Below are 23,839 nucleotides of genomic sequence, written 5' to 3' on the forward strand. Positions count from 1 at the left end.
AATGTTGATCACTATAACCCTTACCTTGGGATTGATGTTAGAATTTACAACTATATCGATAGAGGTTTTCTTACCACCATTAAGCTGGCTGTTTGCCATTTAGTGCCAAGCCCTCTAATACCAACGGCGCGTTACTTATCATTGCTGTTTTCTCTGCGCCAAGTTAAAGGATACAAATTTACTTATCATGTCGACAAATGCCGTAATGACGCGCGATCGTCATCTAATTGATCAAAAACAAGCACAGCTTAGTAAGCGTCAAAAGGAGGGATTGCCTTTTGACAAAACGCAGTCCGAGTTGAACGCGCTGATTGAGCAGTCTGAAACCTTGTATCAAGCTCGCTTGTCTCGTCTGCCTAAGATTACCTACGATGAAAGCTTGCCAGTCGCCGCCCGTGCCGATGAAATCATTAAGGCCATTCAAGAAAACCAAGTGGTGATTATTGCAGGTGAAACGGGCTCTGGTAAAACCACACAACTGCCTAAGATGTGTTTGCAAGCAGGTCGGGGAATTGCGGGGTTGATTGGTCATACGCAACCAAGACGAATTGCAGCGCGCAGCGTGGCAGAACGTATCAGTGATGAGTTGCAAGTTAAGCTGGGCGAACAAGTTGGTTTTCAGGTTCGTTTTAGCGATGAAAGCAATGAAGAAACTCTGATCAAACTGATGACAGACGGTATTTTGTTGGCTGAGATCCAACAAGATAAGCGCCTGTATAAATACGACACCATCATCATCGATGAAGCCCATGAACGCAGCTTGAACATTGACTTTTTGTTGGGGTATTTAAAGCAAGTCTTGGCGGCTCGTCCTGACCTAAAAGTCATTGTGACCTCTGCAACGATTGACGTAGAGCGTTTTTCTGAACATTTTGACAATGCGCCTATTATCGAAGTATCTGGCCGTACTTATCCGGTAGAGGTCCGTTATCAGCCCTTGATGAGCAAGTCGGATTCTGAAGAATTAGACGAAGACCAAAGCATGGAGCAAGGAATTCTCGATGCGGTAGAGCTATTGATCGCCGAAGAACGTCAATCTGGTTACCGTGGTGCGGGCGATATTTTGGTGTTTTTGCCAGGGGAACGAGAAATACGCGAAACCGCCGATATTCTGCGCCGTGCCGAGTTGCGCAATACCGAAGTGTTGCCGCTCTACGCTCGATTGAGCACCAGCGAACAACAACGTATTTTCAAGCCTCATTCTGGTCGCCGCATTGTGTTGTCGACCAACGTGGCGGAAACCTCGTTGACTGTGCCTGGGATTCGCTACGTCATTGATCCCGGTTTAGCGCGTATTAGTCGCTACAGTGTGCGTTCCAAAGTGCAGCAATTACCGATTGAAAAAATCAGCCAAGCCAGCGCCAACCAAAGGGCGGGTCGATGTGGTCGTGTCGCTGATGGTATTTGTATTCGTCTTTATGATGAGGCGGATTTTAACAATCGTGCAGAGTTTACCGACCCTGAAATTTTTCGTACTAACTTGGCCTCAGTTATTTTGCAGATGGCCAATCTAAAGCTGGGCGCGGTAGAGAAATTTCCTTTTGTTGAAATGCCAGACAAACGCATGATCAACGATGGCTATCGAGCCTTGACGGAGCTGGGGGCTTTGCATAAAGAGCGACTGACGCCGATTGGTCGTCAGTTGGCTAAGTTACCTATTGACCCGAAATTAGGCCGCATTCTCATCGCCGCTGAGCAACACAGTGTGCTCAAGGAAGTCGCGATTATTGTCAGTGCCTTGTCCATTCCAGACCCTCGTGAGCGCCCACAAGATAAGAAAACTCAGTCGGATCAAGCTCACGCGGTGGATAAAGACGAAGACTCTGATTTCGCGGTATTCTTGAATTTATGGGAGCGTTTTGAAGAGCAGCGCCAAGCTTTATCACAGAATCAATTACGCCAATATTGCCGTAAGCAATTTTTAAACTTCATGCGCATGCGTGAATGGCGAGACATTCATCGTCAGATCATGATTGCCTGCAAGCAGCTTGGCTTCAAAGAAGTACACCACGAAGAGCGTCATTATGAAGCGATTCATCGGGCTTTGTTGGCGGGCATGTTCACTCACGTGGCCAATAAAATGGAAGACAGCAAAGAAATGCTGGGCTGTCGTTCTCGCAAACTGGCCATCTTCCCAGGTTCAATGTTATTCAAAAAACCACCGCAGTGGATCATGGCGGCGGAGCTTGTGGAGACCAGTAAACTTTATGCGCGGGTAGCAGCTCGCATCGATCCAGCGTGGATCGAAGAATACGCTGCGCCGTTTGTGAAACGTCAATACTTTGATCCGCATTTTGAACGCAACCAAGGCCGTATCATGGCCCACGAACAAGTCTCTTTGTATGGCTTGGTTATTGTGGCAAAGCGTCGTATTGATTACGGTCATGTGAATCCTGAAGAAGCTCGAGAGATTTTTATTCGTTCTGGATTGGTCGAAGGCGAGTTGCGTACTAAGCAAGCTTTCTTCCACAAGAATAAAACCTTGATTGAGTCGTTAGAAACCCAAGAGGCCAAGCTGCGTAAGCGTGACATTTTGGTGGACGATGAAACCGTATTTGCTTTTTATAATGCGCGATTGCCTGATCATGTGCGTAACTCAAAAAGCTTAGAGCATTTTGTGAAAACCTCACCCGATGCTTTGCTCATGACGCGGGAGGATTTGATTAACCAAGATGTAATGGTTGACGATCAGGCGTTTCCTGATTCCTTTGGTTTGCATGGCGTGGCGTTGCCAATTGACTATAAGTTCGAACCTGGCCAAGAATCCGATGGTGCTACTTTGAAAGTGCCTGTGGGACTGTTACGTCAGTTAAGTCTGGAAGATCTGGGTTGGGCTGTGCCCGGTTTTATCAAAGAGCGTTGTGAAGCTTTGCTTCGAGCGTTACCAAAAGTATTGCGTCGCCGCTTTGTGCCGATTCCTCAGTTTGTGGATCGTATTTATCCTAATTTATCGAAAGACAAAGGCGATTTATTAGCGCAGTTAAGTTTGCAAATTAAGCGCGAGACCTTAATTGATATTCCACTTAATGAATGGAATGCGGACAAGCTTGATTCACATTTGACGTTGAACTTAGAGGTTGTGGATGAGCGCGGCAAAGTATTGGGGATTGGTAAAGATCTTGCGCAGCTTCAAACTCAATTTAGCGATTTGGTGGAAGAAAGCTTTGCCAAGTTTGGCACCAAACAGCATGAGCAAGAAGGCTTAACGGCATGGCCTGAGCAGGGGATTCCAGAGCGTCAAGAGATCAAACAAGCGGGCATTAAGGTAACAGCGTTTCCTGCGTTAGTCGCGCAAGGCGACCATGTGTCTTTAAAAATGTTTGATGACCAAAATACCGCAGTGGAAACCCACCGTAAAGGCGTGATCACCTTGCTCAAATTGACCTTGAGTAAAGAAATGCGCTACTTGCAAAAGAACTTACCGCACTTAAAAGAATCTATGTTAATTTTTTCACCATTGGGCCCAAAAGAATCCTTGTTGGACGATTTACTTAATGCGGTGCTAGATAAAGTCTTCTTGGATGGTCGCGCTTTACCACGTACCAAAGCGGAATTCGACAGCTGCGTTGTCAACCATAAACCACAATTGGTCAGTGTGGCGAATGACATGGCAGGGCAGCTTTACCGCGTATTGTCTTCTTATCAGGGCGTGGCGAAAAGAATGAAAGGCAGCATTCCTTTGCCTTGGACACGCATTTATGGCGATATTAAAGTGCAATTAGAGCAGCTGATTTACCCAGGCTTTATTGGTAATACCCCTTTGTTTTGGTTGGGGCAATTACCGCGATATTTCAAAGGGATTGAAGTGCGTTTAGAGCGTTTTCAAAACCATTTGAACAAAGAGAATCAATACGTGTCTGAGTTGGAAGGCCTCTGGCAGACCTATATTCGGCAGAAAAAAGCGCATGACGAAAAAGCGCTGTATGACCCTGAACTGATCAAGTATCGCTGGATGCTTGAAGAATATCGCATTTCGTTATTCGCCCAGTCGGTCGGTACACTAGAGCCCATCTCCGATAAGCGTCTTGCTAAGCAGTGGCAAGAAGTCAAAAAGCTGGTTTAGTGGACAAGCAGAAATAAAAGTCTTTGACTAGAATGTAAATACGTAGGATGAATGAAAAAATGCGCAATGTGATAGGTTCGTTATTATTGGGTCTGTTTTTTTTGTTTTCTCATGTGGCCTCGGCCGCAACGGAAGAAGACCCATGGGAAGGCTTTAACCGCGCCATGTTCTCTTTCAATGATGCGGTAGATGGGGCGATATTAAAACCCGTTGCTGAAGGCTATAAAGCAATAACACCGAATCCAGTGCAAAAAGGCGTGAGCAACTTTTTCTCGAATTTAGGCGAAATTGGCAATATCACCAATAACTTATTGCAAGGCAAATGGGATGAAACCGCATCCTCTACTTTTCGGTTTTTAATCAACAGCACCGCGGGTTGGTTAGGGATCTTTGATGTCGCCAGTGAGATGGGGTTAAAGCGCTACAAAGAAGATTTTGGGCAAACTTTGGGGTATTGGGGTGTTTCTTCTGGCCCTTATTTGGTCTTGCCTTTTTTTGGCCCATCAACCGTTCGTGATGGTTCTGGCTTGGTGCTTGAATATACTTATATTGATGAAACGGAAATATTAGACCCCAATAGCGATGAAAAATTAGGGCTTTTAGGTTTAGATGTTGTGGAAACACGTGCGCGTTTGTTGAGTGCTGAATCCATGATTATTGGCGATAGATACAGCTTCGTGCGAGACGTATATTTACAGAGTCGAGCGTACGATGTGTATGACGGCAATCCGCCAAAGAAAAACAACGCGATTGAAAGCCCCGACTCTGCCAACGATGACAGCTGGGGGGAAGAAGCGGCAGGAGATAGCTGGGGTGACGAGACATCAAGTGACAGTTGGGGCGATGACGTGTCTACGAGTGAAGAGACAGATGTGTTATCAGAGGGTGACTTTGCCGCGGACTCAAGTTGGTCCGAATAACGTAATGTATGGTATGGAATGAAGAAGCAACTGTCGACAACGCATTGGTTTAATGAAGCCCTTTTCAATGAAGCTTTACTGAAGGGCTTTTTGCTGGTCATTGGGAGCGCCTGCTCAGTGCTCATCGTGGTGAATCTATTGGCAGCAAAATATCAGCTGGCATTGATTGAAACCGTTTTGCTTATGTTGACCATTTTTGTGTGGTTCTGTTCTCAGCAGTCGCGCTTTTATAAATGGACTCTACTCATCTATGTGGCGTTTATTTTTGCGTGTATTTTGACAGGCATAAGTTATTCGCCACTGCACTCTGGAAGACAAGTTTGGGTGCTTATCTTCCCAATGACCTCTTACCTTATGTTAGGAAAGAAAACAGGAGTTTGGCTGAGCGGGATTTGTCTGGGCTTAGTCATTAGCATTCTTTATCTGCGTTTCTATGAGGATTTTGGAAAAGAGTTAATCAGTGTCGTCATTAACTTGAGCTGTGCCTATGCGTTTTTGTGGGGGCTAACTCATGGCGCTGAGCGCGTTCATAAAAAAATGTTATATGCGCTAAAGAAAATAGCGTCTACGGATCCGCTAACAGGGCTGGCCAATCGGCGTAATATCAGTCAGCATTTTCAATACCAACTTCAGCAAGCGATAGGAGAAAGTGATGCCTTGGCGCTTGTTTTGATTGATTTAGACAACTTCAAAAAGATCAATGATACCCATGGGCATGATGTGGGCGATGCCGTATTAGTGGACTTCGCAGAGCGTCTTAGAGCGCATGTCGATGATAGTGATCAGCTTTTTCGTTTAGGTGGGGAAGAGTTCTGTGTCTTGATGCCTGCCGCAAACCGCCATGATTGGTCGACTTCTTTTTGTCATTATGTGCAAGACGCTGTCTTTTATTGGGATGACCTGGCTATTCGCTATACGATCAGTATTGGTGTGTCTTGCAGTTTTGAAGGAGAAGGGGATTTTAAGTCTTTGTACAGATTGGCTGATCAACGTTTGTATGCGGCCAAAAATCTTGGCCGCAACCGTATTGTGTTCGCAGATTAACAGGGTTATATCTGAGTAAGGAAGCACAGTGACTCTGCTCCTTACTTAGTTTGTTTCTTTGCTCAGTTCTTCACATTCAGCCCGCTTTTTTGAGGCTGGTTTCGATTGCTAACGTTATTTTTAAAAGCTTCCCAGAGTCCGTGCCAATGTACAGTGCCCCGGTTGAATCTTGTGCGATAGAACGAAGACGCTCATCAAGATCTTCTAAATAGCGAGTTTCAGTAGTGTCGCCATTTTGTTCAATTTTCACTTTATTTAAGTGTCGCAGTGCCAACGCTGTTGAGAGGAAATCCCCGTTCCAGTTAGAAAATAGCATGCCTTTGTAACGCAATAAGCTGCTTGGTGCGATGGACGGAATAAATACTTTGATAGGGTTGTCTATGCCGTCTTTTTCGGCGCCGTCACCCACGCCAATGGGGCCCCAATATTCTTTGCCATGGGACACAATCGGCCAACCGTAGTTAGCGCCTGGGCGAATAAGGTTGATTTCATCGCCGCCTCTCGGACCATGCTCATTTGACCAAAGGGTATGGGTGTCTGTGTCATAAAAAAGCCCTTGGGGATTACGATGTCCGTAGCTCCAAATTTCATTACGAATGTTCGCGTGTGTGACAAAAGGGTTGTCGGCCGGCACACTGCCGTCTAAATTGAGACGAATGATACTGCCAGCATGGTTGTTTAGATTTTGAGCGTTTTCACGAACGCCGCGGTCACCAACAGAGAAAAACACATGTCCTTTATCATCAAACGCAATGCGTCCACCATAGTGCTTTGAATCGGAGCTTGCTGAGTCCGTGACCAGCAGATCTTGCCACTGGGTAAAAGCGTTATTGATCAACTTGGCTCTGGCTAATGTGGTTTTTGCGCCTTCATCGGCCGGTTTAGAATACGTGAAGTAGACCCATTTTTCCTCATCGAAAGTAGGGGATTTGGCGACATCAAGCAGTCCGCCTTGGCCTCGATTGTCCACTTCAGGCAATCCACTTAGGGTTTGTTGTTTACCATTGGCTAAATTTACCTTGTAGGCTACGCCTTTTTTGACCGTGACGATGGCTTCTTTGTCATTCAATAGGGCAATACCCCAAGGTGTGCCGTCAAATTGCGTTACTTCTTCAACATTGAGTGAACCGTCAACGATCGTTTTTGAGGCGTTCGCATCTAGTGCCAATAGACTGGCTAAAAATAGAATCCACGTTTTCATGAAGCAACCTCTTTAATTCGCTAATTTGACTAAAGTATATAGCAAATAATCGAAACAAGCGGGAAGCGTCGTGCATTTCCTTAGCAATTGCCAATTGCTTACCTAGTTGGATGAAGTGTTCAGCGACGCTAGAAATAAGGCGCGAATCATGATGGTTTGATGGGATAGTGCAAAAAATATCCTCTCTAAACAGATCTGGCGAACAGGCTGGACGTCGGTCGCGTGTCAGCCATTCAATACCACGTGTCAGCCAAAATAACGTTCGTTTTCAGCAACGTGTCGAGTAACCACCGCATTCGCTGCGATAATGGCATTATCGCCGATCTTTATACCAGGAAGGATTTTGGCTCCGCCGCCTATCCAGACTTTGTGCCCTATGCTAATAGGGCGTGCAAAGCATTCGCCAGAGGCTCGTAACTCGGCGTCTCTTGGATGATCGACTGTATAAAGGTGCACCCCAGGGCCTATTAAGACATCGTCGCCAATATGAATCGGCGCGCTGTCTAAAAAGATGCATTGAAAATTGATAAAGACTCTATCGCCAAGATGAATTTGCGAGCCATAGTCACACTGGAAACCGGGCTCAATCACCACACTGCCAAACTTAGCAAACAAACGCGTTACATGGCGAAGGTTACCCTTGCTTGGGTGGGCATTGTACTTAGCGCACGCAAGGCGAGCGGCTTCCCGTCGTAATCTAAGATCAAGGTCGATCCCATTGAAGGATTCACCTTGAACCATCTTTTCAAATTCTGTCTGCTTGTTCATCATTTGTTCTTCTTGTGGAAAATAAAAAACGCGACCTAGGCCGCGTTTTTAGCATAATTTACTTGCTTCTGTTTTATAACATAGACGCTAGAGTAACTTCTAATTTGCGCTGGTCGGCTGCAAAGTTACGAATGCCTTCAGACAATTTTTCTGTCGCCATCGCGTCTTCGTTCATCGCCCAACGGAATGCCGCTTCTGTGATAGGAGCTGGCGCTGGTTTCACGTCAGTGGTTGGCACCAATTTACGCTCAAGTTTGCCTTCGTCTTTTTTCAACTCTTCCAGAAGGTTTGGGCTGATCGTCAAACGGTCACAACCGGCAAGTTGCTCGATTTCACCGATATTACGGAAGCTTGCACCCATCACTACTGTGTTGTAGCCGTGTTGCTTGTAGTAATTGTAGATTTCAGTAACAGATACCACACCTGGGTCTGTTTCAGCTGTGTATTCTTGGCCAGTAGATTTTTTGTACCAATCAAGGATACGACCCACGAAAGGAGAAATCAGGTAAACGCCGGCTTCGGCACAAGCTTGTGCTTGAGCGAAAGAGAAAAGCAGCGTTAGGTTGCAGTTGATGCCTTCTTTTTCTAGCTCTTCTGCGGCCTTGATGCCTTCCCAAGTAGACGCTGCTTTGATCAGAACTCGATCACGAGACACACCTGCTTCTTCATAAAGTGCAATCAGTTTGCGTGCTTTCGCTAGAGTCGCTTCTTTGTCAAAAGACAAACGCGCATCCACTTCAGTGGAAATGCGACCAGGAACGTATTTTAGAATTTCCGTACCCACGATAACCGCCAACTTGTCGCCAGCGTCTAGAATCTGCTGATCTTTATCGTTGCTTTGTGTTTTCGCCCAAGACACCGCTTGATCAAGGAAAGGGGCGTATTCTGGAATTTGCGCAGCTTTAAGCATCAACGATGGGTTAGTGGTCGCATCTTGTGGTAAAAAATCTTTGATTGCCGTGATATCACCGGTGTCGGCCACAATGGTCGTGAACTCTTTTAACTGAGATAACTTATTGCTCATTGCTCTTATCCTTTGCGTTGATGATGTTTGACCAATTCAATGGCCTCTAATAATACATTTATCTGTGCGTCGGCTTTATGACCGTTTTCAGATAAGTAGCGACGGAACTGTTTGCCGCCGGCTTCACCCTGAAAAATACCCAAAATATGTCGGGTTAGATGCATTAAGCGTTCGCCTTCTTGCAGCTTGCGTTCCACGTAAGGAACAAAAGCCTCTAGTGCCTCGTAGCGATCATGCACCAAGGCCTGACCGCCAAATAATACTTCGTCGACTTGGCTTAAAATCCAAGGGTTATGGTATGCCTCACGGCCAACCATCACACCATCGACGTGTGCCAACTGTTCTTGGCATTCTGCTACTGTTTTTATGCCACCGTTTAGAATGATTTCAAGGTCTGGGAAATCTTTCTTCAACTGATGCACATAATGGTATTTCAGTGGCGGTATTTCGCGATTTTCTTTCGGGCTTAAGCCAGCCAAAATCGCGTTACGGGCATGGACTATGAAGGTTTTCACCCCAGTCGTTGCCACATCACCGACAAAATCCCGAACCACACTGTAGTCTTCCTGGTCGTCTAAACCAATGCGATGCTTAATTGTCACTGGAATACTGCAGCTATCTTGCATAGCACGCATGGCGTCTTTCACTTTATCAGGGTGCGCCATTAAACACGCACCGATCAAACTGTTTTGCACTCGATCGCTTGGGCAACCAACATTAAGGTTAACCTCATCAAAGCCCGCTTGCTCCGCCATTTTTGCGCATTTACCCAAGGCTACCGCGTCAGATCCACCCAATTGCAAAGCAATAGGATGCTCACAACCATCATAACGTAAGAATCTTTCAGGATGATTGCCTTGTAACAAAGCGCCTGTTGTCACCATCTCGGTATACAACAGCGTATTTTTCGTCAATGTTCTAGCAAAAACTCGGTAGTCGCTTGTTGTCCATTCCATCATGGGGGCAATGGAGAATCGGCGATCAAGCTTATTGCTTGGGTTTACTGGGGTTGCCCCGTTATCTAGTGACATGATTCTACTATCGAATTAATTCAAAAAAGCGCCGCGATATTAGAGAGCAACTCTCTGCGACTGATGCACAACATTATGTCATAAAATTACAAGATAGCTAAGAGACAAGACAAGCTAGTTTTAAGCTAATACAAATTAATCAATAGAATAAATCATTTTTGGGTATGTTCTCAGGTTCCGCCAACGCGGGTGGTTTAGGTGACCTTGCCATGACAGACGCAGACTAGCCGGTGTTGCCATTGGCTCCGTCGTGCCTATTAGTGGTACTGCCATTGGGGGAATCGTCGGCTCCATCGCAGGCGGCATGGGCGGTGGCTCTTTGGGCGAATGGATCGGCGGCGCTCTCCAGCTGAATGAATGGGCGGCTGGTTTGAAGACGACAAAACCGACCAACCCGCACCAGACGCCATCGCACAACAAAGCCAACAACTGCAAAACAACAACAAAAGCATGACCTTCGCGCCAACCATTCACCTAACGCCAACAGGCAACGCAAGTTACGACCAACAAGTCAGCGACCAAGTGATAGAAAGACTCAAAGTCGAATTTGCACAGGGCATGATGGGCAACATCGATGTGGCCACAAGGGCAGATGGGAGTTTGACGGATAAGAGAGGGAGTTAGTGAGAATGTAGCACATATCTACATTGTTTGAACGTTAGTTTCATATTGCTCCAGTTCTAATTTAAAACTATTTATGTTAATTTGCATGCAAATATAACTGATTATTTATACAGGGTAATTTTATATTCTAATTACATAGCCAATCTATAAGTAGAATAGAGCTGTAGCTTTAATTGAGATCTTATAGGGTGCTGTATAGTTGATATCTTACTTCTGTTTTTAGAAGTTTACATAGCTACATCGCCGATACAAGTAAGAGTAAAAAATGAACAAAATTCGTACTTTAAGTTTTTTTTCAGGTTGCGGAGGGCTAGATTTAGGCTTTCATCAAGCAGACTTTGAAATTTTGGTTGCTAATGAATTGGAAGAAGTGTTTTGTAATTCTCTTGAGTTAAATAAGGGTAAGTATTTTACTGAGGATAAATTGATACTCTCAGGTGATATTCGGAGTATCGATCCAGATGATTTGCCTGATGATATAGATTTCATCATTGGTGGACCACCATGCCAAACTTTTTCAGCTTCTGGCAGACGCGCTGGTGGTGCTGCAGGTCAGCAAGATGATCGAGGAACACTTTTTCAAGCATATGGGGCAATAATAAAATCTAAAAAACCTAAAGGTTTTCTCTTTGAAAATGTCCGAGGTATTTTAAGCTCTAATAAAGGCAAAGATTGGGAGGATATAAAAAAATATTTTAGCGATATAGGCTATAAGTTGGACTTTAGGATATTAGACGCGTGTGATTATGGAATAGCTCAACATAGAGAAAGATTGATTCTTGTTGGTCATAATGAAGACTTCGATTTTAAATTTCCTCGCCCTACTCATGGTCCCGACTCGAAAAATGGTACTCCTCATATAGGTGCAGAAGAAGCCCTAAAAGGAGTTGAGCATGATGAAGACATAACTAATCTTTCTTTTACTGGTGGTAAATATTCTCATTTATTAGCTGAAGTTCCCGAAGGAAGTAATTATCTTCATTTCACGGAAAAGAGAGGGTATCCTAATCCAATATTTGCCTACCGTTCAAGATTTTCAGACTTTTTATACAAAGCAGATAGATCCAATCCAACAAAGACTTTGATTGCAAGCCCTGGTAAATACACCGGCCCACTTCATTGGGATAATCGATATTTTTCTGTTTCAGAGTATAAAAGACTACAAGGTTTTCCAGATGATTTCAAACTTGCTGGAAAGAGAGCTGAAAAAATTAGGCAAATAGGAAATTCGGTAAGTCCTAAAATGGCTTATATTTTAGCTCTTTCTGTTAAAAAACAACTTTTTGATGATAAAGGTGAAGATACAAAGGGACTTGAATTAATTTCATTGAAAGAAAATCTTTCCTTTGATAAAAGAAAAGGTATTAAAGCGCAGCAAACAAAAAGTATGCATTTGTCTGTTGTAAAAAATAGAGTTTTTATTAGAAATAAATTTATTGCGTTCAATTACTCAAAAGAAATATTTCCTCACTCATTTAAAAAATCTAGAAAAAATGTCGTGTCGACTGTAGATAGTGATGGAGTTGTAAATCTTGAAGTTAGGGCTGATTCGGTTAGAAAGCTTTTTGCAAAAATGACACTGAAATTAGGGGCAGTAAATAGTTCATCTTTTTCAGATTTTGAAATTACTTTAAATGTGAAGCTATTTGGTGATTCAGATCACGCTATTCAGACAATGTGGAACGCAATAGATGATTTTGTTATTCAATCAAGCAACTATCATTCGCTTTTTGAAATTTACGGACACTTTACTGAGCCTCATCCCGATTTTATCATTGAATCTTTTGATCAGTTTTCTGATCATCCTATTTGTTCTTTTGCGAAGTATTGTTCCGATTTCAAAAATTGTTCAACTTTTGTCGAAAAAACTCATTTGACAAAAATGTTTTCAAGTATTTTTAAAATAGATAGTTTTGTTGATCTAGTTGAATATCTTAGAGCATTTAGATTTGACTTGAGAAGCAAAGAACTAAATGTAGCAATTGATAAAAACCAATACATGATTGCTTATCCTTTTACATTGCCTAATAGGAAGCAGATGAATTTCAAAGCAAAGGAATTGATGAATGAGTAAAAAATCAGAAATTGGAGATGGGTTAAGATTAAGTGTTGAAAAAAAACTTGAAGAAATATATGTCGAAGCTTTAAAAATATATAATACTAAAAATAATTATATCCCTGATATTGATTTAAGGCTAGTTTCTTATGTAGATGTTTTATGTGATAAAGCTGAAACTGCTTCTGCTGCCTTTAACAACGTTATTACAGGTCTAGCAATTAAATTAGCATTTAATGAACTTGATGTAAGGTATCATCAGACTCAAATTCAAGAAGAATCGTTGCTTAAAAGACAATGGTTTAATCATAGAGGATTAAGTGAAAAAGTAATTTATCCTTGGTTATCATTAAAGAATTTTAGTGGTGCAAAATCTGGATGGCAGACAAGGACTTTAGAAAGGCCTAAGCCATATAATAGATCCTACGTTGAAAACATAGCACACGTAAAGACAGAATTTCTAGAAATCTATGAAGCAACACAAGAGCAGTCAATAGATGTAATAAAAAGCCTCTTTGTATATTTGTTTTATAAACAAATTATTTTAAGAGAAGGTCGAGTTATTAATTTAGCGACACCTAATATAGATGAAATTACAACAATTGTTGATCACTTAAAGCAACATATTATGTACAAGTACGCTGGAAAAGGTGGTTCTAGATTACCTGTTCTTGCTATATACGCAACGCTTCAGCTTGTTTCAAAGGAAATTTCTCGGTATGCAACCTTAAATTTAAAACAACTTGAAGAGCATTCTGCAGCCGATTCTCAAACTGGATCAGCTGGTGATATTGAGTTTGAGGATAAGGAACACAAAGTAATTGAGGCTTTAGAAATTAAACATGGAATTATAGTAACAAAAGAGTTAATTCAAGATACTGGCAAGAAGATTTCACCTTTTCAACTTGATCGATATTATATTTTGACAACTTCAGAAAAATGTAAACCTAGCGATGAGCAGATTTCTCAGTTAAAAATACTAAAACAAAAAATTGGCTGCCAAGTAATTGTAAACGGTGTTTTCCCAACAATTCAATATTATTTGAGACTGGTTCAGGAGCCGCAAAATGTTTATAAAGCATATACTGATCTTCTTGGTAGTGATAATAATGTAACTCATGAACATAGAGAGGTTTGGAATAAAATCATACTTGGCTCTTAAATATTAGTCATTAACTTCATTGACCCGCCCCCAATCTTGATCTAACATTCTCCTTGCACTGGCAAAATCCAGTGCCGGGATTAGTACCCCGTTTACACAGCGGCCTAAAACACGCAGAGCGTGTTTTTTTGTGGCCGAGATTTGCCTGTTATGGTGGGTCTTTGTTGGGCAACCTTCGGGTTGGCCGTTCCTGTGGCGGTAGTACTAACCTGATTTAGATCCACCACCTCACTGAGATTAGTACCTCACGAGGTGGTCAACTTCATACACAGGAGGCCAAACATGGCTATGGACATTATCTCAAGCAATGACGCACCCGTTGTACAAATCATCAACGACCAAATCACAACCACCTCGACCGATCTCGCCAAATGTTTTGGCAAGCATCACAGAAACGTTTTACGCAAAATAGAAAGCCTTGAATGCAGCGATGAATTTAGCGCGCTCAATTTTGAGCTGGCCGAATACAAAGATGAACAAGACAAGACTCGCCCTATGTATCGCATCACCCGCGACGGCTTCGTCTTCTTGGCCATGGGCTTCACCGGCGCAAAAGCAAAATATTAATAAGACACCCATCGTAACTTGACGATTTCTCTCTATACTGTATATTTAACCAGTGCATTTCTTATGGAAGAGAGGTTTCGTCATGCCAAGGGCCAGAAGTCAGCAAATTAGTTTACAAGATACGCCTTACTATCACTGTGTTTCACGCTGTGTTCGTAGGGCGTTTTTGTGTGGCGAAGATCCTGTCTCTGGTGAAAGCTTTGAGCACCGCCGTGGCTGGGTTGAAAAGCGTTTGTTATTTTTAGCCAGTGTCTTTGCTATCGATGTTTGTGCGTATGCGGTAATGAGTAATCATCTGCATGTTGTGTTGCATATCAATGCAGAAAAAGCCGCGAAGTGGTCTACATTAGAGGTTTTGCAAAGATGGCATAAGTTACATAAAGGCACCTTGTTTACTCAGCAGTTTGTGCGAGGCGAGTCATTGCCTGATTATGCTATGACATTGGTGGAATCCTCAGCCGAAACCTTTAGAAATCGGCTTACGGGTATTAGTTGGTTCATGAGAGAACTGAATGAGCCTATTGCTCGCCAAGCGAATTTTGAAGACAATTGCACAGGAAGGTTCTGGGAAGGGCGCTTCAAATCTCAAGCGTTGCTTGATGAGTCTGCGCTAGCGGCTTGTATGGCCTATGTTGACCTAAATCCATTGAGAGCGAAAATTAGCCAAACACCCGAAACCTCGGAGTTCACTAGCGTTAAAAAACGCGTCGCCGCTGCAAGGCATCAAAAGCAACCAAAATTGCTTTATCCTTTTGTCGGTAACCCTAGAGAAAATATGCCAGATGGTCTACCTTTTGAACTATCAGACTATCTTGAATTGGTTGATATGACTGGGCGAATTATCCGAGAAGACAAACGTGGCGCAATAGATGCGTCACTGTTGCCGATTCTTCAACGACTCAATATATCCTCAGAAAACTGGCTCTGTATCGCGACAGAATTTGGCGCAAGAACTGGTGCTGTGGTTGGTGATGAACAATCTATTGCTCATTACTGTGATTCAAACAAACTAAATAGAAAACCAAGATCCAGTCATAATCGATTACTCGCCTAGGTCAATTTCACCATTCATACACTTTCTTTATTTACTAATCATGTATTAGAAAATTCACTCGTCTAACAACCCGATAACCAGCTTTTTAGTGGTTAATTAGCCCTAACGAAACGATAAAAGATGAATTTTTATATAAATTCTTTCTGTGAAGAAGGTGGTTTTGTATGATGTGGCGGTTTTTAATGTGGGTGTCTCGTAAATTAATGTGGGTGTCTCGTAAATCGAATGGTCCATCGACAAAGTCACTGCACGCGGCGACAGCAAAGCAGGGTATCGGTGTGTTGTGGTGGCTAGTGAGGTTGTTTGATGAATTATTGGTGCCAGAATGGCGTCATATTGACAGATTTGTGATTTTGGTGCCATAATGGCACCAAGTGGTATTCTTCTGCTTATTTTGTAATTTCTTTAACTAACTAGGAGTAATAAAAATGAATAGCTTGAAAATGAAAGCCGTAACTTAGCGATTTTAGGAGTTGATACGAAACAGAAAACACACAGAAATTTTGGCTGAACTATGAGTAAGCCAAGGAGAAAGCGATGACTATATCTCATGTACAAGAAAATGTGCGACTCGTTGCTCGAGCGCCAAAAGATGTTCAAGAGATCATTACTAATGCGGCGGAATTGTCCGGTGCTTCAATGTCTCAGTTTATGATTGATGCAGCCTTAGATAAGGCAAAGGAAGTGGTAGAGCGAAGTAGGCTGCTAACGTTGTCTATGGAAGGGGCTAACCGATTTTTTGAAGCATTAGACAATTCGCCAGAGATTCAACATCTTGATGACGCTTATGAAGCGCTAAAGGGTTATGAAAATGGCAGTGTCACCTTTAAAAGAAAGCCACAATCGTAAACGATTCGATTGTGGCAATGAACGAATTAACAAGTTCTTAAAAGAATCTGCGAACAGTGCAGCAAAGCGTAATCTATCTAGGACGTTTGTTCTGGAAGGGAGCGATGAAACAGACATTGCGGGCTTCTACTCGCTCAGCAATATTGAGGTCAAAGTTCCTGTTCCTCACAAACTTTACAAGAAATACCCTAACCCATTGCCCGGCGTGACACTAGCCAGAATGGGCGTGGATAAAGACTACCAAGGGCAGGGCATCGCCAAGATAATGGTAGTCGATGCAATGCGGCGAACCATACTGATAAACGAGAACATGGGCGTCATAGGGCTATTTGTTGACGCTAAAGACGATGATCTCGTTAAATTTTACCAGAATCGCGGCTTCATCTTCCTTCAAAGGGAAGAACACACCTCCAAACTTTGGATGCCGATCGGCTCCATTGTGCAATTCTTCAAAGATCGAAAATAACCTAATTTGTGGAAGGTAATCGAGATGGTATTTGGTCTATTACCTTGAATTTTTAAGCGAATTTTTAGCATTTACTTCCCCATATCACACCCACAAACTCAGGGTGATCGATAAACGGATTACGGTTGCCTTGTAGCTCTTGTACTCTGTCGTTACGGCGTTTTTCAAAGTCGGTGACGGGGAAGTCTTGGTTCCATTTTACCAGCGTGCAGAGGTCTCCTATGGTGGGTTGGCCGCTTTGTTTTTCGTTGCCTTTGACGATGCGTAGGTCTGGCATGTTTTCCGGTGAGGCGTTGTCGCCTATTTCGTAACGTGTGGCCATGTAGAAGATCATGCGGGCGATTTGGCCTTTGGCGCGGTCGGTTGGTTCAAACGATTCATTGGCTTTGTCCACATAAGTGCCGCTGTAGACTTTGCTGCCATCGCCTAGGGTGTCGTAGAAAGGTTTGCCGCCCATGGCGTAGCCGTAGTTGCTGTGCGCGCCGTTTATGTTTCTATCGGCAGGGCGCAAGTGGTGCAGGTCGGTGTAGCCGTCTTGGCTTTGTTTGGCAAAACCGCGTGACTTGGGCCAGACGTGTTCTCTGTCCCATGAGTCGTCATTGCTTTTGCCGCGGTTTGCTTGGTCAATGTGCCTTACGTCATCAAGGTAAAGCATTTGCACTAGGCCGCATTTTGGTTGCTCGTCGGGGCAAGCCGAGTCGGTATAAACCAGTGCTTCCCACACGTCAATATTCTGACCATCATACCAATCGGTATTGCCGCTCTGAGTATATTTAAGCGGCGTTTGACCGTCTATTATAGTGTGTAGTTTGGATTTCAATGCATCGCCACTAAGGCCTTGCGTTCCATCGTAGTAACTTGCTGATACACATACCGAGAACAACATAAGCAACACAAAAAAACAGCGACGCATGGCCCATTTCCTGAGGAGTAGATTCGGCTGGATTGTAGGGCTCTTCGCTGTCAGGAATGCGTCTGGATGTGCAGTGTTTTGTGGGTAATTGTATGAGTTCTACGAGAGTTGTGTGATGGATTGTTGGTGGTCGTTGTATGGTGATGATTGCAATGAATGTCCAGTAAATATGCAAGCTGTCTGTTTGGGGTTTTATCCTAGCGTCCTGTCCTTATGGTAATAGGTAACACTTCAAAAGGTGATGTGGTTTTGTCGCCATATTACCTTCCTTGAGACGAAAAGGAGGCAAGTTATGAGTAAGACGCTGATTATCGGTGCCAGCGGTCAAATTGGCCAGTTGATCACAAAGACACTTGTAGAAACAGAAGAAGATGCCCGCGCATTGGTGAGAGATAAATCTAAGTTAGACCATCTTAGTGATCGTGATGTAGATATTGTTGAAGCGGATTTAGAAGGCGATTTTAGTCAGGCTTTTGATGATATTGATAATGTTATTTTTGTTGCGGGTTCTGGCGGTTCAACAGGCGCGGATAAAACGTTATTGATTGATCTGTGGGCGGCTAAAAAAGCGGTGGATTATGCGAAAGATGCCGATGTGAAGAAATTTATTATGGTAAGCAGCATTGGCGCAGACGACCCAGAAGCGCTCGAGTCGGATATCAAGCCCTATTTAGTGGCGAAACACATGGCAGATCAATATTTGATGGCATCCGGTGTTCCCTACACTATTGTTCGTCCCGGTCCCTTAACTAACACAGAAGGTCAAGGTAAAATCACCATAAAACGACCTAATACCCGAGAAGAAATGGCGATTCCACGGGCGGATGTGGCGAAGTCCGTTTTATTTATTCTGAGTAAGGATAATTTAAATGGCAAAATCTTTGAGCTGTTCAATGGTACGTACGATGTGGATAACGTACTTGTCTAAATAAATGGCAGGCATTGTGCGCTGAAGTGCGCCCCAATCTAAGCGTTGTGCTCTGGTTGGGGCGGCTACTTTAGATCATAGGCGTTTCTGAACAGGTTAGGCGGGTTGTGATTTGCCGTTCTGATCTTGATCATTTTCTTGTGACTCGGCGGCTCTAATACGCTGGTAGATTTCTTCGCGGTGTACGCTTACTTTCTTTGGCGCTTTAATGCCGACTCGGACTTGGCTGCCTTGTATTCCTAGGATGGTGACTTCCGTGTCGTCCCCGATATGAATGGTTTCACCAGGGCGTCGAGTGAGAATTAACATAATTTCTATCCTTTGATTGTTATCGACACAGTCAAAATACAGTTTATATTGTCTGTTCGTCAACAGTTAATGTTGTTTTTATTTTTTAATAAGATATTTATTCACGTTAGCTTGTCGTGTTTCTTTTGTAAATTGTTTAAAACAAGAGACGCGCTTGTGTTACGACACCAATGATAGCCAAGTCTTGAGAGACTTCAATGGCTCGATAGTCAGAGTTTAAAGGCTTTAGGTAAGTCTGACCAACGTCTACGACCCATTTCTTGAAGGTTACTTCGGTGCTGTTGGCCAGTTTTACAACAACCAAATCGCCATTTTTAGCGGTTAAATCTGGCTCAACCAGAATGAAATAGCCCTCGGGTATGCTGATTCCGGAGGTAGATGTCATGCTGTCCCCAATCACTTTAAACCAAAATGCCGAGGGGGAGGTGTCTGGTGGCGTGTCTAAATAGGTTTGCTGCTCAAGGTCCAGGGAATGGTTAGGCCATTGTGCGGCTTGAAAGGCGCTGAGGATGGGTCTTTGGTGTGTGCTCAATGACGCATGCGGTGCGCTCTCATTATGGTAGTGTGAGCTGCTTTCTCTGATTTCTGTGGTGGTTCCAAGTTGTAACCATTCAGGGCTGCAACCTAGCGCTTTTGCTAAGTTAAGCAGTTTTCGAGGATTTTGTGTTCTGCCGTCTTCAATTTTTTGCAGAGACTGCTGCGTAATGCCGACACGCTTCGCTAACTCCGCTTGAGTCAGTCTAAATAAGGTTCTTTTTTGTTTAACGCGATCTGCAATACTCATAAACAGAATGATTACAACTTTATCTGTATTTGACAAACAATAAAAACTGTCATTAGATACAGTAAAGGTTGTTAAGGAGGTTATATGTCAGCCATCGCTAGAGCCGTCGAGATTGTAGGAAGTCAAACAGCGCTCGCCAATTTATTGGGCGTGAAACAAGCCCATGTTTGGAATTGGCTACACGTACACAAGCGTTCGCCAGCCAAGTACATTCGGCGTATTGCACAAGCCACCAATGGACAAGTCACTGAAAGTGATTTGCTTAAAGATCATGAACGCAAATAGTGTCTAAGCGTAACGGTCTTTTAATAAATAGTTTTTAGTAAGTAGCTTTTAGTAAATAGCGTCTAGAGGAGGGAGGCATATCATTACTTTGTTGACGAATCATGGGACGGTTAACAAAAGTCTAGGCGAAAAAAGGCTAGGTGAAAATAGTGGACACAAAGTGGCTAAAGACCATAAAAAAACGCCTTTTACTGCCAGAGAGTAAAAGGCGTTTTGGCTATCCAGCCGAGTGGTTTACCGTCACCTTAGATTCTTTCTAAGGTGACGTTCTCGTCACCCGTCGCTCGGTTGTTCGCCCGGTGGTATTTGAACGTGGCCTTTTACTTCAATGTCCAAATCTTTTTTGCCAGCCAGTGGGCGAATATGTCCGTTGTCGCGGTAGAAGCCGATGTCTTTTAAGTAGTGATCATCAAGCTGACGAAAGGCTTGGTTGGTACGACGAGCCTCGAAATAGTCTTTAGCAGCGTTGAATAGGGCGATGATGCTCATAAGTTTTCTCCAAAATTAACATTTAATAGTGTGTTTTGGCGGAACTTACGGGGTGTTTCTTACAGAGGTGACCGCGTAAATTCCGCGGTCAATGGTGTATTACACAGGCATTGAACGCGTGGACAAAGTGTTACGTACTCGATTATTAGCGCGAGTCGCGATGGAGGAAGTAGAATGATGTAGCGTGTAAATAGTCATTGTGCTTCTCCTTAACTTTGAGTTGTCTTAATTGCGTAATGCATTGTGTAATTTTTGCTCATTAGTGAGCTTTTTCATTGAGCCCTTTTTTAAGTCTTATGTCAATCACTTATATCGAAATAACGATTCTTTTTTTGGGCTCAATAAATACTTTTATAAGGAGAGAAAAACAGTCTGTTTGGTGCGGTATTAGCGGCGTTTTTTGCTGTACAATTCGTCGCGATTTTTCTTGATCTTCTTGTAGTTAACAAATGTAGTAAGTGACCTCATGGCAACGAAAGCAACAATTTATAAAGCATCGGTTCAAGTATCCGATATGGATCGAAACCATTACCAAAGTTATGAATTGACCTTGGCATTACATCCTTCTGAAACGGAAGAGCGCATGATGGTGCGTTTGGCGGCGTTTGCTCTATTGGCTGATGAGAAAGAAGGCAGCGAGCAGTTGAGTTTCAGTAAAGGCATCAGTACCGAAGACGAGCCTGATCTTTGGCAAAAAAATTACTCGGACGAAATTTTATTGTGGGTTGAGTTGGGTCAGCCTGACGAGAAACGCTTGCGCAAAGCGTGCGGTCGTGCCCAGCAAGTGATTATTGTTAATTACAACGACAAGTCAGATATTTGGTGGGAACAAAATAAAGGCAAAAATAGCCGTTTTGAGAACATGCGTGTGTTGCGTTTTCCTGAGGCACAAGTGGAAGCCTTGGCGAAGATTTGCACGCGATCCATGCAATTGAATGTCACGATTCAAGACGGTGATATGTGGATTTCTAGTGAGCTAGGTGAATGCGCGATGTCACCAATGTGGCGAGGCGAGCAATAAGCTCACCTCGTTTTCTCATTGAGCCTAAGTATTATGGTTAAATACGGTTAGGCTTTATGCAAAGTTCGTTGAAATAATGCAACGGCTTTGTTGTAGCACTCTAGAGCGAGGGCTGGGTCGTAACGATCGCCTTCGTCGCGCATAAACGCATGTTGGCCGTTGAATTCATGCCAAGTGAATAGGCGGTCAGTATTGATTAATTGCTGGTAAATTTTCTGGCGTCCTTCAGTGGAAACGTGCGGGTCTTGTTTGCCCCACACCATGACTAATTCCCCTTGAATCTCTTTGGTGCGAGTGAAAGAGTCATTGCCTTCGTGGCAAGGAATGGTATTCGAATGGATGTCCGTGGCGTATAAGCAAAAAGATGCCTGAATACGAGGGTTTAGGGCGGCGCGGTAAGCTAGGTGTCCACCCAAACAAACGCCCATGGAGCCGAATTGTCCTGTGCAATAAGCTTGCTGTTCGAAGTGTTCCAGCATAGCAAGGGTGTCGCTGTCGTGTGCTTCCAGCGTTTTGGTGAATTTGTCCGCATTGCCCTTGTCTTTGCCTTCGTCGTCGTAGCCCAATACGGTGCCGATTGGATTCAGTTCGTGAAACACTTCTGGGACAATTACAATAAATCCATGGCCCGCCATAATAGCAGCAGAGCGCGCAATCGGCGCAGTTTGTTGGAAAATCTCAGAATAGAAGAAGATACAAGGAAAGCGGCCGTCTGCTTTAGGGCGATACACGGTGCAGCGCATGGTGCCCGTTGGCGTATTAATATCTTCATCGTGGCGTTGAATGATCATGGTTTTCCTCAAAGGATGCGTTACTTTCCTACATGATATTCGACCCAACCTAGATGAGCCAGCCGTAACCGCAAAATTTAAAGAGACAAGCGAGAAAAAGAAGCGTGCGAATTTTACTGATCAGTGCCTATGAAGCCAGCAGCCATAAAGCATGGGCAAATACCTTGATGAAGGGGTTGGATCAACACGAATGGCGTTATTTGTCTTTGCCAGCTCGGCATTTTGCGTGGCGGATTCGTGGCAATGCGATGAGTTTTGCGTTTGATCCGCAATTCAAACCCATACTGGATCAATCCTATGACTTAGTCATCGCCACGTCGATGACAGATTGTGTGGGCCTGAAAGCCTTTTGCCCTCATTTACAGACGATTCCTTGGTTGTTGTATTTTCACGAAAATCAGTTTGCTTATCCTGCCAGTGATAAACAACAGGGGCTGATTGAAATGCAGATGGTGACTATGTACAGCGCGTTGGCTGCAAACGCTTGTGTGTTCAATAGTCAGTTTAATAAGAGCAGTTTTTTTGCTGGTGCTCGGGCCTTGTTGAAGAAACTGCCGGATTATGTCTCGCCAGATTGGCTAAATAACACGGAAGAAAAAGCCCAAGTGCTTCCTGTTCCTTTAGATATCCCCACTTCGGTTGAGTCTTTAGTGGAAGCGCATTTAGCGTCAGAAGAGAAGGGGAATAGAGAAGCCCCGGAGCGAATCAAGTTGGTTTGGTCCGCACGTTGGGAGTTTGACAAAGGGCCAGACAGGTTATTAGCTATTTTAGAGGCGTTAGAACGTCGCGAACTGGACTATGAGATTGCTATTCTTGGCGAGCAATTTCGTTCTGTACCAAAAGAATTTGATCAAATCCAAGCCCAGTTTTCCCATCGAATGACACAGTTTGGCTTTGCACCGAGCAGGGAGGATTACCTGCGTTTTCTGGCGTCGTCAGACATAGTGTTATCGACCGCTTTGCATGAATTTCAAGGTCTAGCGGTATTAGAAGCGGTTGCCTTGGGTTGTGTGCCAGTGTTGCCAGATCGACAGGTTTATCCGGAGCTGTTTGGTGATCGATACCTTTACTCAAGTGATTTAATGGACATTCAGCAGGAAGCGGCGAAAGCTGTGGATTTGATTCAATCTATTGTGGCAAATGGTGTGAAAGCTCCCACAGTGACCCACTACCAGTCTGAGGTATTGCTCAAACACTACGATCAGTTGGTTGAGCGATATCGCTCTTAGTCCTGTTATGTATAGACAACTATTTTTATTTCCCTCTTTTTAAGTGTTTATTCTTTAGTGACCGTTAAAGTGACGAGTGAATTAAATTAGCGCACCCTTGTTTATTTTGCGCTAATTATGTGCGATTCTCTGATGCCTGATGGTAAAAATAACAATAATTGAATATTAGTTCCAAACGGAAATTAGCGAGATTGACGTATTTTTATATGTATATACATGTTGGTATGTTTGTTGCTTTTCTCTTGGTATTAATAACCTTCT

General features: G+C 43.5%; 24 protein-coding genes. 15 read left to right on the top strand and 9 right to left on the bottom strand.

Annotation, left to right across the window (positions count from 1 at the left end; genetic code table 11):
* The first annotated feature begins 205 nt into the window (after positions 1-205).
* Genes hrpA through DKT73_RS01940 form a run of 3 tightly spaced genes read left to right on the top strand, consistent with a single transcriptional unit; the run spans position 206 to position 6,027 of the window.
* Complete coding sequence (hrpA, locus tag DKT73_RS01930; protein WP_232827753.1) at positions 206-4,063, top strand: ATP-dependent RNA helicase HrpA; 3,858 nt, start codon at positions 206-208, stop codon at positions 4,061-4,063.
* 59 nt (positions 4,064-4,122) lie between these two features.
* Entirely contained in the window at positions 4,123-4,983 is an 861-nt protein-coding gene (locus DKT73_RS01935; protein WP_111636899.1) for an MlaA family lipoprotein, read from the top strand.
* 18 nt (positions 4,984-5,001) lie between these two features.
* Positions 5,002-6,027 (top strand): GGDEF domain-containing protein, encoded by a 1,026-nt coding sequence (locus DKT73_RS01940; RefSeq protein WP_232827754.1) that lies wholly within the window; start codon positions 5,002-5,004, stop codon positions 6,025-6,027.
* Between the two features lie 76 nt (positions 6,028-6,103).
* Here the strand turns inward: DKT73_RS01940 and DKT73_RS01945 are convergent, their stop codons facing one another.
* From DKT73_RS01945 to dusA, 4 genes are all read right to left on the bottom strand, one after another.
* Positions 6,104-7,228: a PQQ-dependent sugar dehydrogenase gene (locus DKT73_RS01945; RefSeq protein ID WP_111636900.1), complete on the bottom strand. Its 1,125-nt coding sequence runs from the start codon at positions 7,226-7,228 to the stop codon at positions 6,104-6,106.
* A 246-nt stretch (positions 7,229-7,474) separates the two neighbouring features.
* The gene (locus DKT73_RS01950; protein WP_111637172.1) at positions 7,475-7,996 is read right to left on the bottom strand and encodes a sugar O-acetyltransferase; all 522 of its coding nucleotides are present in this window, start codon (positions 7,994-7,996) and stop codon (positions 7,475-7,477) included.
* A gap of 73 nt (positions 7,997-8,069) precedes the next feature.
* On the bottom strand, positions 8,070-9,020 hold the full coding sequence (gene tal, locus DKT73_RS01955) for a transaldolase (protein ID WP_111636901.1): 951 nt from the start codon (positions 9,018-9,020) through the stop codon (positions 8,070-8,072).
* A 5-nt stretch (positions 9,021-9,025) separates the two neighbouring features.
* Positions 9,026-10,051 (bottom strand): tRNA dihydrouridine(20/20a) synthase DusA, encoded by a 1,026-nt coding sequence (gene dusA, locus DKT73_RS01960; protein ID WP_111636902.1) that lies wholly within the window; start codon positions 10,049-10,051, stop codon positions 9,026-9,028.
* Positions 10,052-10,408: 357 nt separating this feature from the next.
* Between dusA and DKT73_RS20000 the strand changes: the two genes are divergently transcribed.
* From DKT73_RS20000 to DKT73_RS02000, 8 genes are all read left to right on the top strand, one after another.
* Complete coding sequence (locus tag DKT73_RS20000; protein WP_157959139.1) at positions 10,409-10,675, top strand: hypothetical protein; 267 nt, start codon at positions 10,409-10,411, stop codon at positions 10,673-10,675.
* Between the two features lie 265 nt (positions 10,676-10,940).
* Positions 10,941-12,749, top strand: a complete 1,809-nt coding sequence (locus DKT73_RS01970; RefSeq protein ID WP_111636904.1) for a DNA cytosine methyltransferase — start codon at positions 10,941-10,943, stop codon at positions 12,747-12,749.
* The gene (locus DKT73_RS01975) at positions 12,742-13,893 is read left to right on the top strand and encodes a hypothetical protein (RefSeq protein ID WP_111636905.1); all 1,152 of its coding nucleotides are present in this window, start codon (positions 12,742-12,744) and stop codon (positions 13,891-13,893) included. Before DKT73_RS01970 ends, DKT73_RS01975 begins: the two co-directional genes overlap by 8 nt.
* A gap of 282 nt (positions 13,894-14,175) precedes the next feature.
* Positions 14,176-14,460, top strand: a complete 285-nt coding sequence (locus DKT73_RS01980; RefSeq protein WP_232827756.1) for a Rha family transcriptional regulator — start codon at positions 14,176-14,178, stop codon at positions 14,458-14,460.
* A gap of 82 nt (positions 14,461-14,542) precedes the next feature.
* Positions 14,543-15,514: a transposase gene (locus DKT73_RS01985; protein ID WP_111636906.1), complete on the top strand. Its 972-nt coding sequence runs from the start codon at positions 14,543-14,545 to the stop codon at positions 15,512-15,514.
* Between the two features lie 164 nt (positions 15,515-15,678).
* Positions 15,679-15,879, top strand: coding sequence for a hypothetical protein (locus DKT73_RS01990; RefSeq protein WP_111636907.1), 201 nt, complete (start codon positions 15,679-15,681; stop codon positions 15,877-15,879).
* A gap of 172 nt (positions 15,880-16,051) precedes the next feature.
* Positions 16,052-16,363: a type II toxin-antitoxin system TacA family antitoxin gene (locus DKT73_RS01995; protein WP_111636908.1), complete on the top strand. Its 312-nt coding sequence runs from the start codon at positions 16,052-16,054 to the stop codon at positions 16,361-16,363.
* Positions 16,326-16,829, top strand: coding sequence for a GNAT family N-acetyltransferase (locus DKT73_RS02000; RefSeq protein ID WP_157959140.1), 504 nt, complete (start codon positions 16,326-16,328; stop codon positions 16,827-16,829). Before DKT73_RS01995 ends, DKT73_RS02000 begins: the two co-directional genes overlap by 38 nt.
* Before the next feature lie 64 nt (positions 16,830-16,893).
* Here DKT73_RS02000 and DKT73_RS02005 read toward each other — a convergent pair whose 3' ends face one another.
* A complete protein-coding gene (locus DKT73_RS02005; protein WP_111636910.1) occupies positions 16,894-17,742 on the bottom strand; it encodes an endonuclease I family protein in 849 nt (282 codons plus the stop codon).
* A 292-nt stretch (positions 17,743-18,034) separates the two neighbouring features.
* On the opposite strand from DKT73_RS02005, the gene DKT73_RS02010 reads away from it, so the two are divergent.
* Positions 18,035-18,670 carry an SDR family oxidoreductase gene (locus tag DKT73_RS02010; protein ID WP_111636911.1) on the top strand — a complete coding sequence of 212 codons (636 nt, stop codon included), beginning with the start codon at positions 18,035-18,037 and terminating at the stop codon, positions 18,668-18,670.
* 96 nt (positions 18,671-18,766) lie between these two features.
* Here DKT73_RS02010 and csrA read toward each other — a convergent pair whose 3' ends face one another.
* Together csrA and DKT73_RS02020 are read right to left on the bottom strand one after the other, a co-directional pair.
* Positions 18,767-18,979, bottom strand: coding sequence for a carbon storage regulator CsrA (gene csrA / locus DKT73_RS02015; RefSeq protein ID WP_111636912.1), 213 nt, complete (start codon positions 18,977-18,979; stop codon positions 18,767-18,769).
* 136 nt (positions 18,980-19,115) lie between these two features.
* Positions 19,116-19,763 (bottom strand): LexA family protein, encoded by a 648-nt coding sequence (locus DKT73_RS02020; RefSeq protein ID WP_111636913.1) that lies wholly within the window; start codon positions 19,761-19,763, stop codon positions 19,116-19,118.
* A gap of 84 nt (positions 19,764-19,847) precedes the next feature.
* Here DKT73_RS02020 and DKT73_RS02025 point away from each other — a divergent pair, with 84 nt between their 5' ends.
* Positions 19,848-20,048, top strand: a complete 201-nt coding sequence (locus DKT73_RS02025) for a helix-turn-helix domain-containing protein (RefSeq protein ID WP_111636914.1) — start codon at positions 19,848-19,850, stop codon at positions 20,046-20,048.
* A 273-nt stretch (positions 20,049-20,321) separates the two neighbouring features.
* Here the strand turns inward: DKT73_RS02025 and DKT73_RS02030 are convergent, their stop codons facing one another.
* On the bottom strand, positions 20,322-20,537 hold the full coding sequence (locus DKT73_RS02030) for a DUF1127 domain-containing protein (RefSeq protein ID WP_111636915.1): 216 nt from the start codon (positions 20,535-20,537) through the stop codon (positions 20,322-20,324).
* Between the two features lie 466 nt (positions 20,538-21,003).
* Here DKT73_RS02030 and DKT73_RS02035 point away from each other — a divergent pair, with 466 nt between their 5' ends.
* Positions 21,004-21,558, top strand: a complete 555-nt coding sequence (locus DKT73_RS02035) for a YaeQ family protein (RefSeq protein ID WP_111636916.1) — start codon at positions 21,004-21,006, stop codon at positions 21,556-21,558.
* A gap of 47 nt (positions 21,559-21,605) precedes the next feature.
* Here DKT73_RS02035 and DKT73_RS02040 read toward each other — a convergent pair whose 3' ends face one another.
* Complete coding sequence (locus DKT73_RS02040; protein WP_111636917.1) at positions 21,606-22,349, bottom strand: dienelactone hydrolase family protein; 744 nt, start codon at positions 22,347-22,349, stop codon at positions 21,606-21,608.
* A 104-nt stretch (positions 22,350-22,453) separates the two neighbouring features.
* Here DKT73_RS02040 and DKT73_RS02045 point away from each other — a divergent pair, with 104 nt between their 5' ends.
* Positions 22,454-23,578 (top strand): tRNA-queuosine alpha-mannosyltransferase domain-containing protein, encoded by a 1,125-nt coding sequence (locus tag DKT73_RS02045; protein WP_111636918.1) that lies wholly within the window; start codon positions 22,454-22,456, stop codon positions 23,576-23,578.
* Positions 23,579-23,839: the final 261 nt, after the last annotated feature.

Source organism: Marinomonas shanghaiensis, assembly GCF_003259175.1.
Lineage (GTDB): Bacteria > Pseudomonadota > Gammaproteobacteria > Pseudomonadales > Marinomonadaceae > Marinomonas > Marinomonas shanghaiensis.

What these genes read in the sequence shown, in the direction of transcription:
- DKT73_RS02010 (WP_111636911.1), top strand. Translation starts at nt 18,035, where the DNA reads ATGAGTAAGACGCTGATTATCGGTGCCAGCGGTCAAATTGGCCAGTTG.
- hrpA (WP_232827753.1), top strand. Translation starts at nt 206, where the DNA reads ATGACGCGCGATCGTCATCTAATTGATCAAAAACAAGCACAGCTTAGT.
- dusA (WP_111636902.1), bottom strand. Translation starts at nt 10,051, where the DNA reads ATGTCACTAGATAACGGGGCAACCCCAGTAAACCCAAGCAATAAGCTT.
- DKT73_RS02020 (WP_111636913.1), bottom strand. Translation starts at nt 19,763, where the DNA reads ATGAGTATTGCAGATCGCGTTAAACAAAAAAGAACCTTATTTAGACTG.
- DKT73_RS20000 (WP_157959139.1), top strand. Translation starts at nt 10,409, where the DNA reads ATGGGCGGCTGGTTTGAAGACGACAAAACCGACCAACCCGCACCAGAC.
- DKT73_RS01940 (WP_232827754.1), top strand. Translation starts at nt 5,002, where the DNA reads ATGAAGAAGCAACTGTCGACAACGCATTGGTTTAATGAAGCCCTTTTC.
- DKT73_RS02040 (WP_111636917.1), bottom strand. Translation starts at nt 22,349, where the DNA reads ATGATCATTCAACGCCACGATGAAGATATTAATACGCCAACGGGCACC.
- DKT73_RS02005 (WP_111636910.1), bottom strand. Translation starts at nt 17,742, where the DNA reads ATGCGTCGCTGTTTTTTTGTGTTGCTTATGTTGTTCTCGGTATGTGTA.
- DKT73_RS02035 (WP_111636916.1), top strand. Translation starts at nt 21,004, where the DNA reads ATGGCAACGAAAGCAACAATTTATAAAGCATCGGTTCAAGTATCCGAT.
- DKT73_RS02025 (WP_111636914.1), top strand. Translation starts at nt 19,848, where the DNA reads ATGTCAGCCATCGCTAGAGCCGTCGAGATTGTAGGAAGTCAAACAGCG.
- DKT73_RS01985 (WP_111636906.1), top strand. Translation starts at nt 14,543, where the DNA reads ATGCCAAGGGCCAGAAGTCAGCAAATTAGTTTACAAGATACGCCTTAC.
- DKT73_RS01975 (WP_111636905.1), top strand. Translation starts at nt 12,742, where the DNA reads ATGAGTAAAAAATCAGAAATTGGAGATGGGTTAAGATTAAGTGTTGAA.
- tal (WP_111636901.1), bottom strand. Translation starts at nt 9,020, where the DNA reads ATGAGCAATAAGTTATCTCAGTTAAAAGAGTTCACGACCATTGTGGCC.
- DKT73_RS01995 (WP_111636908.1), top strand. Translation starts at nt 16,052, where the DNA reads ATGACTATATCTCATGTACAAGAAAATGTGCGACTCGTTGCTCGAGCG.
- DKT73_RS01990 (WP_111636907.1), top strand. Translation starts at nt 15,679, where the DNA reads ATGATGTGGCGGTTTTTAATGTGGGTGTCTCGTAAATTAATGTGGGTG.
- DKT73_RS01970 (WP_111636904.1), top strand. Translation starts at nt 10,941, where the DNA reads ATGAACAAAATTCGTACTTTAAGTTTTTTTTCAGGTTGCGGAGGGCTA.
- DKT73_RS01980 (WP_232827756.1), top strand. Translation starts at nt 14,176, where the DNA reads ATGGCTATGGACATTATCTCAAGCAATGACGCACCCGTTGTACAAATC.
- DKT73_RS01935 (WP_111636899.1), top strand. Translation starts at nt 4,123, where the DNA reads ATGCGCAATGTGATAGGTTCGTTATTATTGGGTCTGTTTTTTTTGTTT.
- DKT73_RS02000 (WP_157959140.1), top strand. Translation starts at nt 16,326, where the DNA reads ATGGCAGTGTCACCTTTAAAAGAAAGCCACAATCGTAAACGATTCGAT.
- DKT73_RS01950 (WP_111637172.1), bottom strand. Translation starts at nt 7,996, where the DNA reads ATGAACAAGCAGACAGAATTTGAAAAGATGGTTCAAGGTGAATCCTTC.
- DKT73_RS01945 (WP_111636900.1), bottom strand. Translation starts at nt 7,228, where the DNA reads ATGAAAACGTGGATTCTATTTTTAGCCAGTCTATTGGCACTAGATGCG.
- DKT73_RS02030 (WP_111636915.1), bottom strand. Translation starts at nt 20,537, where the DNA reads ATGAGCATCATCGCCCTATTCAACGCTGCTAAAGACTATTTCGAGGCT.
- csrA (WP_111636912.1), bottom strand. Translation starts at nt 18,979, where the DNA reads ATGTTAATTCTCACTCGACGCCCTGGTGAAACCATTCATATCGGGGAC.